This is a genomic window from Microbacterium sp. ER1, assembly GCF_023383675.1.
Taxonomy (GTDB): domain Bacteria; phylum Actinomycetota; class Actinomycetes; order Actinomycetales; family Microbacteriaceae; genus Microbacterium.
Genome location: NZ_QCXO01000011.1, coordinates 1 through 10,598, shown reverse-complemented (window position 1 = coordinate 10,598; position 10,598 = coordinate 1). Strand labels below are relative to the sequence as shown.

The window sequence follows — 10,598 nt, the reverse complement described above, 5'->3', positions numbered from 1 at the left end:
GTGGGGGTGGTGACGGTCACGCGGGAGGGCTTTCTGATGGGGGATGGGGTGCGGGCGATCGTGTCGCACGCGAAAGCAGAGCCGGGTGAGGCGGAGGTTTCACTCTAGCGTCGGCGACGAGGGCCTCCGCGCACGCGGCAGGAGGGCTCCGGTCACCCGGTGTTCTGCAGGCCGGCGGCGACCCCGCTGACGGACAGGAGGAGCAGGCGCTGCTGTTCGGCGTCCGCGCCGGAGCCCTCCGGTTGCTCCGGCGCCGAACGGAGCGCGCGGAGCGCCCGCAGCTGCAGGAGGGAGAGGGCGTCGACGTACGGGCTGCGCAGCTGCACGGCCCGCTGCAGCACGGGCTTGTTCTCCAGCAGGCCCTCGCCTCCGGTGAGACGGATGACCCAGCGACGGGTGAGCGCGAGCTCGTCGAGCACCAGGGCGGCGAGGTCGTCGCGGTCGCCGAGGGCGAGGTACTGCCGGGCGATGCGCTCGTCGGTCTTGGCGAGGCTCATCGCGACGTTGTCGACCATCGTGCGCAGCAGCGGCCACTCGCGATAGGCCTCCGTGAGCAGTTCCTCGTCGCCGACGGCCTCGAGCGCGGTGCCGAGTCCGAACCAGCCGGCGAGGTTGATCCGGGCCTGCGTCCACGCGAACACCCAGGGGATGGCCCGGAGGTCTTCCAGCGACTCCACCGAGAGGCCACGACGGGCGGGCCGCGAGCCGAGCGCGAGCAGGCCGATCTCCTCCATCGGGGTCACGGTCGCGAACCACGGGGCGAAGCCCTCGGCCTTGACGAGCGCGAAGAACCGCTCGCGGGAGGCGGCGTCCATCGTCGCGGCGACCTCGGCGTAGCGGGCGGCCGCGCGGCTCGTGCGCTCCTCGACCGTGGGGGAGGAAGCGAGCAGCGTCGCGGCGGCGACCTGGTCGATGTGCCGCATCGCGATCGCGGGCTCGCCGTAGCGGGCGAAGATGACCTCGCCCTGCTCGGTGAGCTTGAACCGACCGTCGACGGAGTGCGGGGGCTGCGCGAGGATCGCGGAGTTGGCGGGGCCGCCGCCACGGCCGAGCGCACCGCCGCGGCCGTGGAAGAGGGTGAGCTCGATGCCCGATTCCTGTGCCCAGCGGGCGATCTTCTCCTGCGCCGTGTACAGCGCGAGGTTCGCGGCCACGGGCCCGACGTCCTTGGAGGAGTCGGAGTAGCCGAGCATGACCTCCAGCCGGTTGCCGGTCGCGGCCATCCGCTCGCGGAACTCCGGGAAGGTGACGGCCTCGGCGAGGATCCCCGGGGCGGCCTGGAGGTCGGCGAAGGTCTCGAACAGCGGCACGACGTCGAGCACCGGGGCGTCGTCGCCGAGCGCATGACGGGCCAGCTCGTACACGTTCGCGAGGTCGGAGGCCGCCTGCGTGAAGGAGACGACGTAGCGACCCGCGGCGCGCAGCCCGCGGTCGCGCTGGATGTCCGCGATCGCGCGGAACACCTCCAGCACCTCCTCGGTCTGCGTGCTGATCGGACCGCCGGCCTCGAGTTCGGCCAGGGCCTTGGCGTGCACCTGGGAGTGCTGGCGCACCTCCAGCTCCGTGAGGTGGAAGCCGTAGGTCTCGACCTGCCAGATCAGGTGCTGCACGCCGCCGAACGCGTGACGGCGGGCTCCGGCGGCGACGAGGGAGGACTGCACGGTGCGCAGCTCCGCGAGCAGCTCCTCCGGACCCGTGTAGCCCTCCTCGTCTCCGCGGCGCGTGGCCGCCACGCGGCGGGCCATGACGAGGACGACCCGGCGGTGCGGCTCGTCAGGGGAACGGGCCGCGAGCTCGTCGGCGACCGTCGGCTCCGCGGCCGCGAAACGCTCCCAGAGTGCCGTGACCTCGGCGCTGGGCGGGGTGTCGTCCGCGGCGAGCGTGAGGGTGCGGCCGATCCGGTCGAGCGCCCGCTCCAGGCCGCGGAGCACGTGGTCGGAGGCGATCTGCGACGCCTCGCGGGTGACCGCGGCGGTGACGAACGGGTTGCCGTCGCGGTCGCCGCCGACCCAGGAACCGATCCGCACGAACGCCGGGACGACCGGGGCGGTGGCGCCGGACTCCTCGCCGCGGAGGGCGTCGTCGATCCGGCGGTAGACGTGGGGGACCGTGGTGAACAGCGTCTCGTCGAAGACGCCCATGACGGTGCGGACCTCGTCGGTCGGGGAGGGCTTCTGCGCGCGCAGCGGCGCCGTGCGCCACAGGGTGTCGATCTCCTCGAGCATCCGGCGGCGCGCGCGGTGCTCCTCGGAGCCGCCTGCGCTTGCCACGTCGTGCTGGGTGAGCAGCTCCGAGAGGCGGCGGATGCTCGACGAGACCGCGCGGCGCCGGGCCTCGGTCGGGTGGGCCGTGAAGACGGGGTGGAAGCGCAGGCCGTCCAGACGACGGCGGGCCTCGTCGTCGCCGACCTCCTCGCGCAGCCGGGCGTACGCCCCCGCGACCGTGTCCGTCGCCTGGGCCCCTGAGCCCGTCGAAGGGCCCGAGCCCACCTGGGTCCCTGAGCTTGTCGAAGGGGTCTGCCCCGCCCGCTCCCGGAGCACGCGCACGCGCTGGTGCTCCTCGGCCAGGTTCACGAGGTGGAAGTAGCAGGTGAACGCGCGGGCGACCTCGTCGGCACGGGCGATCGTGAAGGAGTCGGCGATCGCCGCGGCGCGGTCGAACGCGTCGGAGCTGTGGTCCTCGTAGGCCTGGATCGTCGCGAGGCGCAGGCGCTCGACGTCCTCGAACAGGTCGTCGCCGCCGGCCTCGCGGAGCACCTGGCCGAGGAGCTGGCCCAGCATCCGCACGTCGGAGCGCATGGCATCGGGGATGCCGCGACCGGCTTCGAAACGACCGATCACGCGGATGGCCTCGGTGGGCGTCGGCTCGGAGAAAGCGGGGGAATCGGGGGTCACTCTCCGAGAGTAGCCGGGCGGATCGGGGTGTCCTGCACGCATGACGACCGTGTGACGCCGCGGCCTACGATGGACGGGATGCGCATCACAGCGAACCCCCTCCGCGGGCAGCAGTTCCCGGCCGTCCTCCTGCTCGTGGCCGCCGGCCTCGGCCTCCTCTTCGCGAACCTGCCGACGCACGACGCGATCGCCGGGCTGCTGGAGACGCACCTCGCCGTCCCGGGGACGGCGCTGGACCTGTCGATCGCGCACTGGGTGTCGGACGGCCTACTCGCGATCTTCTTCCTCGTCGTGGCGATCGAGCTGCGGCACGAGCTCACCCACGGCGAGCTCGACTCCCCGCGGAAGGCCGTGCAGCCGGCCATCGCGGCGACCGGCGGCGTGCTCGTGCCGATCCTCGTGTACCTGCTGATCGCGGGAGGGCCGGAGACGGCGTCCGGGTGGCCGATCCCGACCGCCACCGACATCGCCTTCGCGCTCGGCGTGCTGGCGATGTTCGGACGCGGACTCCCGTCCCGGGTGCGGGTGTTCCTGCTGGCCCTCGCGATCCTCGACGACATCATCGGCATCATCTTCATCGCGGTGCTCTTCGCGCACGACGTGCAGTGGCTCCTGTTCGGGCTCGCGATCGTCGGGGTGGCGGTGTTCTGGCTGCTGAGCCGCCTGCTGCACGCCACCGGACACACGCTCGTCGCGGTCGCGATGGCCGTCGTCGGCGTCGTCACGTGGGGCCTCGTCGCCTCGTCCGGCATCCACGCGACCATCGCCGGCGTGATGCTCGGCCTCGTCATGGCGCCGGTGCCCGCCGGACGCACCCGGCATGCGCTGGAGCCGACCGTGAACGGCGCGATTCTGCCGCTCTTCGCCTTCGTGGCGGCCTTCGTCGTCATCCCGGCCGTCTCGCCGACGGCCCTCTCCCCGGCCTTCTGGGCGATCGTGGTGGCACTTCCGGTAGGGAAGATCATCGGCATCTCCCTGTTCGGCTGGCTCGCCATGCGCATCCGTCCGAAGGGGGCCGACCCGGCGCTGCCCTTCGCGGACATCCTCGCCGCTGGCGCCCTGGGCGGTATCGGATTCACCGTCTCGCTCCTGCTCGCGAACCTCGCGTTCGAGGGCGACGCGGTCATCCGCGACCAGGCGATCCTCGGCGTCCTCGTGGGGTCGCTCCTCGCGCTGATCCTCTCCGGCATCGTCGTCACCCTGCGCGCCCGGTGGTACCGTCGCGCTGCGCCCATCCCCGCCTGAGCCGGAGTCCGGAGGAAGCATGACCAGCGAGCAGCGAGGCCCCGAGGACATCGACGATCCGCTGCGCGCGGCCGCCGAGACCATGCGTGCGGTGCGGGAGCGGTGTGTGTGGTCGCAGCGCATCACGCACCGCGACCTCGTGCCGTACCTCATCGAGGAGTCGCACGAGGTGATCGACGCGGTCGAGGACGGCTCGCGCGCCGACCTCCGCGAGGAGCTGGGCGATCTGCTGTGGCAGGTGCTGTTCCATGCCGCGATCGCGGCACAGGATCCGGACGACCCGTTCGACATCGACGACGTCGCCCGTATGCTCACCGCGAAGATGGTGCGGCGGCATCCGCACGTGTTCGGCGACGAGGTCGCGGAGACGCCGGAGGAGGTGCTCGTGCACTGGAACGCGGCGAAGGCGGCGGAGAAGCGCACCCGCCGCAGCGTGCTCGACGGGATCCCGCGCGCGATGCCCGCCCTCGCGCGTGCGCAGAAGATGTCGGGTCGTGCCGCCGGTGCCGGCGTGGTGCCCGCGCCGCCGTCCGCCCTGCGCCCGTCGTCGGAGGAGGAGCTCGGCGATGCCCTCCTCGCCCTCGTGGACGCCGCTCGGGTCGAGGGCTGGGACGCGGAGCGCGCACTCCGGGAACGGTTGACGCGCCTGGAGGACGAGGTCCGCGCCGCCGAGGCCGGTTGACCCGACACGGACACCGCCGCCGACCTGGGAAGATGGACGGGTGGCTACCGTGAACGCGCCGCGCGGCATGCGCGACTTCCTCCCCGCCGACAAGGCCCGCCGTGAGCGGGTGCTCTCCGTCATCCGCGACCGCTATCGCGCGCACGGATTCGACGAGATCGAGACACCCGTGGTCGAGGAGTACGACCGGCTGCACGCCGGCATCGGCGGCGACAACGAGAAGCTGTCGTTCAACATCCTGCGTCGCGGCCTGGATGCGGAGGCCGTCCGCGCCGCCGCCGACGATCCCGCGGAGCTCTCCGACCTCGGCCTGCGCTACGACCTGACGGTGCCGCTCGCCCGCTTCTACGCGAGCAACCGGGGACAGCTCCCCGGCGTCTTCCGATCCATCCAGATCGGTCCCGTCTGGCGGGCCGAGCGTCCGCAGAAGGGGCGCTACCGCCAGTTCGTCCAGTGCGACATCGACATCATCGGCGACGCGTCCGCGCGCGCCGAGGCCGAGCTGCTGGCCGCCTCGCTCGACGCCGTCGACGCCCTGGGGCTGGAGGGCGCGAGCGTGCGGATCAACGACCGCCGCGTGCTGGAGTGGATGCTGGAGCACTTCGGCTTCACCGAGGACGAGCGCCCGCAGGTGCTGATCACGATCGACAAGCTCGACAAGATCGGGCCGGAGGGTGTGGCCGCCGAGCTCCGCGAGCGCGGGGCTACGACGACCGCGGTCGACGCGTTCCAGGCCTTCCTCGGTCGCCCGCAGACGCTCAAGTACCACCCGTTCGGCGACCGCCAGATCCGCAAGGCGCTCCCGGACGGCGCGCCCGACGAGCTCGTCGCCCACCTCGTCGGCATCGGCGAGGCCGTGGCGGCGGGCCGAGGGCAGGACGACATCCCGCTCGTGTTCGACCCGTTCCTCGTGCGCGGCATGGGGTATTACACGGGGACGATCTTCGAGCTCGCGCACCCGTCCGTCACGTACTCGCTCGGCGGTGGAGGACGGTACGACGGCATGATCGGCCGGTTCCTCCAGCAGGACGTGCCGGCGGTGGGCTTCTCCCTCGGGTTCGAGCGCCTGGTCGACCTCGTCTCGACGGACCCGGCCACCGCGGCGCAGGCGATCGTGCTCGTCCACGACGCGGCCGTCCCCGTCGCGGAGCTCGTGGCGCACAAGACGGCCCTCGTCGCGAAGGGCGCGCGGGTCCGCCTCGAACAGCGCACGAAGAACCTCAAGGCGCTGCTGGAGCGCTCCGCCGCGGACGGCTACACCCACTTCGCGAGCGTGCGCCCCGGCAACGACGCGCTCGAGGTGAAAACGCTGGCCTGAGTCGCCACCGTCGGGACGAGGCGTTCACCGGACGTTCACGGCGGTCGGCTGGAATCGTGCCGTGCGTCGTCTGCTTCTGCTGACCCTGGTCGCGCTCGCCGCTGCGCTCGTCGCGGGCTCCCGCGCGGTCCTCGACCGGCAGGCCGCCCTCGCGCGCCGGCGCATCGGGAAGCCGCTGGGGGAGCAGTCGCTCGACGCCGACCGTGTCTGGCGCCCGGGGCTCGAGGGCGAGCCGCTCGACCTCCTGCTGCTGGGCGACTCCCTCGCTGCCGGCCTGGGAGCGGCACGGCGGAAGGAGACCCTCGGGGCGCGGCTCGCGAAGGCGACGGCACGCCGGCTCGGGCGTCCGGTACGGCTGCGCACCGCCGCGGTCGTGGGCGCGGAGTCGCGGGATCTCGCCGGGCAGCTCTCCCGCCTCCCCGCGGACTATCGCCCCGACGTCGCCGTGATCGTGGTCGGTGGCAACGACGTCACCCACCGCCTCCCGGCAGCGGTGTCGGCCCGCCACCTGCGCGCGGCCATCGTCCGGCTGCACGCTCGCGGTGCCCGCGTCGTCGTCGGCACCTGCCCCGACCTCGGCGCCCTGCGCGCGGTGCCGCAGCCGCTGCGCCGCATCGCCTCCGGTCTGTCCCGACGGCTGGCGGAGGCGCAGGCGGAGGCCGCGCACCGGGAAGGAGCGGAGACGGTGGACCTGCGGCGGGCTGTCGGCCCGATGTTCTTCGACGAGCCGGAGGAGATGTTCAGCCTCGACCGCTTCCACCCGAGCGCCCTCGGCTACCGCCGCACCGCCGAGGCGCTGCTGCCGGCCGTCGAGCGGGCCGCCCTGGTCGCGCTCAGCTCCCGGCACTCTCCGGTGCCGCGCTGAACGAGGCCGCCCACTCCGCGACCCGTCGTGCGCTCTCCTCGTCGGAGAGATCCTCCACGCGGGTCATGATCGACCAGCGGACGCCGAACGGGTCGCGGATGCTGGCGTAGCGGTCGCCGGAGACGAACAGCGACGGCGCCTCGCGGACGGTCGCCCCCGCCGCGACGGCGCGCGCGACCACGGCGTCCACATCCGGGACGTAGAGGCCCATCGAGTAGCAGTCGTCGTCGCCGGAAGGCGCGGGCACGAGGTGGTACTCGGGGCTGGGCTCGCCGAGCTGGAGCCGTCCGAGCCCGAAGTCGAGGTCGGCGTGCGCGACGACACCGCCGAACTCCGTCACGTCGACCACGCGGGCGCTGAAGACGTCCCGGTAGAACTCGACGGCGCGGGCGGCGTCGGGGATCGCGAGGAAGGGGGTGAGCGAGGTCGCGCTGTGCGGGCGGCCGTCGGTGGTGTGTGCGCCGGTCACACCGGCCGGAGGTGTCTGTTCGGTCATGCGGCCACGCTAGACGCGGGAGGGCGCCCGGCGCTTGAAGATCCGCGACACGTCCTCGGGGCCGCTGCGTCGGTGGCGCGTCCTACGCTGGGGCCATGGTCGACCGGACGCGCGGAGTGCTGTATCCCGCGCGGTTGCCCTCGTTCCATCGGCTGCCCCCGCCCGCACACGCCGCCGCGCTCGTCTCCTGGTTCTGGATCCCGGAGTGGAGCCTCCCGGACGGCGAGGTGTCCCGGCAGGAGATCGTCTCGTATCCGGCGGTGAACCTCGTCGTCGCCTCCGATGGGGTGTCGATCTCGGGCGCCACGACCCGGGTGTCGACGAGGGCGCTGTGGGGTGCGGGCTGGGCCGTGGGCGCTCTGCTGCGCCCTGCCGCCGTCCCCGCGCTCACCGACGACGCAGCGGAGCTCGTCGACGCGGAGCGGGCCTTCGACGCCCCCGATCTGCTCGCGGCGGTGACGACGGCGATGCGGTCCGCAGACGGGCGACGGGAGCGGGCCGTCGCGGTCTTCGCCGCGTGGCTGGCGCAGCGGGTCGGCTCGGTGGGTGCAGCGGGGCGGCAGGCGAACGCGATGCTCGACGTGCTGCTGGGGGAGGGAGCGGCGCTGACGCCCGAGGAGGCGGCGACCCGACTCGCCGTCTCGGTGCGCACGCTGCAGCGCCTCACACATCGCACCGTGGGACTGTCGCCGGGCGCGATCATCCGCCGTCGCCGGTTGCAGGAGGCGGCGCAGCGTCTCCGCGAGGAGCCGGAGACGGACCTGACGGCGCTCGCCGCCGCGCTGGGATACGCCGACCACGCCCATCTCACGCGCGACTTCGCGGCCGTCCTCGGCCTGCCGCCGCGCGACTATCGCGCCAGGCTCTCCGGCTGAGGCGATCAGCCGCGTCGCTGCTGCTGCCGCCGTACCCGCAGCGCCCGTCCGGCGACCCCGAGCAGCACGACGCCCATGCCGACGAGCGAGGCGAGGGCGGGAAGCGTGCTCACGAGCACGAGGCAGCCGAGGGCGCCGCCCACCTGCAGTGCCCGGGGGTATCGTCGGGCCGCGCCGTGCTGGCGGAACGCGGCGGCGTTCGCGATGAGGTAGTACAGCAGCACGCCGAAGGAGGAGAACCCGATCACCTCGCGGAGATCCCCGACGAGCACGAGTGCGATCACGATGACCGCGAGGATGATCTCGGCGCGGCGCGGCACCTGATGGCGCTCGTCGATGCGGGCGAGGAACCGCGGGAGATCGCCCTCTCGCGCCATGGCGAGGGTCGTGCGCCCGATGCCGGTGAGCAGGGCCAGCAGAGCGCCGAGGGACGCGGCGGCCGCGGCGATCCGCACCACGGGGGCGAACGCCGACCAGCCGGCGGCAGTGAGGACGTCGGCCAGGGGCGCGTCGGCTCCCCGCGCGTCGCCACCGAGGACGAGGAGCACCACGACGCCGACGAGCGCGTAGACGACGACGGCGCCGCCGAGAGCGAGCACGATCGCGCGGGGGATCGTGCGCGCGGGGTCGACGACCTCCTCGCCCATGGTGGCGATCCGGGCGTAACCGGCGAAGGCGAAGAACAGCAGTCCGGCGCCCTGGAGCACGCCGTACACGCTCGTGTCGGGGAGCGGCGCGGGGGAGGCGGTCGGCGCGGCGCCGAGGCCGACCGCGACCACGACCGAGAGGCCGAGCAGCGAGCAGGCCACGAGGATCCGGGTCGCCAGCGCGGTCCGCGTCACGCCCAGGCAGTTCACGACCGCGAGGGCGGCGACGGCGATCACGGCGACCGGGGTCTGCCACCCCGCCGGAGCGGCGTAGGCGGCGAAGGTCATGGCCATGGCGGCGCAGCTCGCGATCTTGCCGATCACGAAGCTCCAGCCGGCGACGAAGCCCCACCACGGTCCGATCTCCGCTCGCGCATAGGCGTACGTGCCTCCTGCCACGGGGTGCACGGCCGCGAGCTGCGCGGACGCGGTGGCGTTGGCGTAGGCGACCGCGGCGGCGATCGCGAGGGCGAGGAGTATCCCGCTCCCGGCGACCTCGATGGCCGGTCCCCAGACCGCGAACACGCCGGCACCGATCATCGATCCGAGGCCGATCGCGACGGCGTCCGGCAGTGTCAGGCGGCGGGCGAGGGGCATCCGGTCATCGTCGCACGCCGGGGTGAACGACGGGTGACGTGTCAGCCGCGGGACGCGGTGACGCGCTTCTTCTCGCGGATGTAGACCTCGCGGCGCACGGTCGCCACGACGTCTCCGTCGCGATCGGTGATGACCGTCTCGAACCACTCGAGCACCTTCGCGCCGCCGCGGGCGCGCTGCCGGAGCTCCTCCGCCTTCTCCCGCGTCACCTCGAACTCCGCGGTCAGCACCCCGCGCCCCGGCTTGAGGAACTCGATCTCGCCTCGGGTGTCCCACACGACGTAGTCCCGTCCGAGCTGATGCATGACGAGCATGAAGAAGTACGGGTCGGTCATCGCCGACATCGAGCCGCCGAACGCGGTCTTGACGTAGTTGCGGGTGAGGAGGTTCACGTGCAGCTCCACGGTCGCCTGGGTCCACTCGTCGCTGAACCGGCGGACGCGGATGCCGCTGCAGAGATTGGGGATCCAGAGGCTCATGCCGAGGGCGAGGCGGCGGGGCGTGATGCGCATGAGGTCAGTGTGGAGGATGCGCCGAGTCCCCGCGAAGACGTCTGGAGGGTTGGCACAGTTGTTCTAGTTCACATAGAATAACTAGCGAAGGGAGGTGCCATGCTCATCCGCGTCGATGTCGACAGCCCGCTCGCGCTCTACGACCAGGTGGCCGCCTCGGTGCGTGCCGACATCCTCTCCGGTGCTCTCGCGCCGGGCGATCGTCTGCCGGCCGCCCGCGACGTGGCCGCCGCCCTCGACATCAATCAGCACACCGTCCTGCACGCCTACCAGCGCCTCCGCGACGAGGGCCTGGTCGACCTCCGGCGGGGGAGGGGCGCCGTGATCGCCGCCTCCGCCGCGCCGCTCGCCGCACTCTCTCACGAGATCGATGGGCTGATCCGGCGGGCGGCGGCCCTGGGTGTCTCCGCCGAGACCCTCGCCGGCATCGTCCGCACGCACCGCGCAGAAGCCGAACCTCCCACCCC

Annotated in this window: 10 protein-coding genes; 6 read left to right on the top strand and 4 right to left on the bottom strand. The window is 73.0% G+C overall.

The annotated features are described in order from the left end of the window. Positions 1-152: 152 nt before the first annotated feature. Entirely contained in the window at positions 153-2,798 is a 2,646-nt protein-coding gene (locus BV453_RS00980; RefSeq protein WP_374209015.1) for a phosphoenolpyruvate carboxylase, read from the bottom strand. A 174-nt stretch (positions 2,799-2,972) separates the two neighbouring features. Here BV453_RS00980 and nhaA point away from each other — a divergent pair, with 174 nt between their 5' ends. The 4 genes from nhaA to BV453_RS00960 all read left to right on the top strand — a co-directional run bounded on the left by nhaA (position 2,973) and on the right by BV453_RS00960 (position 7,004). Beyond that, the gene (gene nhaA, locus BV453_RS00975) at positions 2,973-4,139 is read left to right on the top strand and encodes a Na+/H+ antiporter NhaA (protein WP_249520638.1); all 1,167 of its coding nucleotides are present in this window, start codon (positions 2,973-2,975) and stop codon (positions 4,137-4,139) included. 19 nt (positions 4,140-4,158) lie between these two features. Continuing rightward, positions 4,159-4,821, top strand: coding sequence for a MazG family protein (locus BV453_RS00970; RefSeq protein ID WP_249520637.1), 663 nt, complete (start codon positions 4,159-4,161; stop codon positions 4,819-4,821). Between the two features lie 67 nt (positions 4,822-4,888). Next, entirely contained in the window at positions 4,889-6,139 is a 1,251-nt protein-coding gene (hisS, locus tag BV453_RS00965) for a histidine--tRNA ligase (RefSeq protein ID WP_249520640.1), read from the top strand. Between the two features lie 61 nt (positions 6,140-6,200). Continuing rightward, on the top strand, positions 6,201-7,004 hold the full coding sequence (locus BV453_RS00960) for an SGNH/GDSL hydrolase family protein (protein WP_249520636.1): 804 nt from the start codon (positions 6,201-6,203) through the stop codon (positions 7,002-7,004). Here the strand turns inward: BV453_RS00960 and BV453_RS00955 are convergent. After that, positions 6,973-7,500, bottom strand: a complete 528-nt coding sequence (locus BV453_RS00955; RefSeq protein ID WP_249520635.1) for a glyoxalase/bleomycin resistance/extradiol dioxygenase family protein — start codon at positions 7,498-7,500, stop codon at positions 6,973-6,975. The genes BV453_RS00960 and BV453_RS00955 overlap by 32 nt on opposite strands. 95 nt (positions 7,501-7,595) lie before the next feature. On the opposite strand from BV453_RS00955, the gene BV453_RS00950 reads away from it, so the two are divergent. Further along, entirely contained in the window at positions 7,596-8,375 is a 780-nt protein-coding gene (locus BV453_RS00950; protein WP_249520634.1) for a helix-turn-helix domain-containing protein, read from the top strand. A 5-nt stretch (positions 8,376-8,380) separates the two neighbouring features. Here BV453_RS00950 and BV453_RS00945 read toward each other — a convergent pair whose 3' ends face one another. Both BV453_RS00945 and BV453_RS00940 read right to left on the bottom strand, forming a co-directional pair. After that, positions 8,381-9,619, bottom strand: coding sequence for an APC family permease (locus BV453_RS00945; RefSeq protein WP_249520633.1), 1,239 nt, complete (start codon positions 9,617-9,619; stop codon positions 8,381-8,383). Between the two features lie 41 nt (positions 9,620-9,660). Further along, entirely contained in the window at positions 9,661-10,131 is a 471-nt protein-coding gene (locus BV453_RS00940; RefSeq protein WP_249520632.1) for a PaaI family thioesterase, read from the bottom strand. 99 nt (positions 10,132-10,230) lie between these two features. On the opposite strand from BV453_RS00940, the gene BV453_RS00935 reads away from it, so the two are divergent. Beyond that, positions 10,231-10,598: GntR family transcriptional regulator (locus BV453_RS00935; protein ID WP_249520631.1), on the top strand; the 368-nt coding region annotated here is incomplete at its 3' end.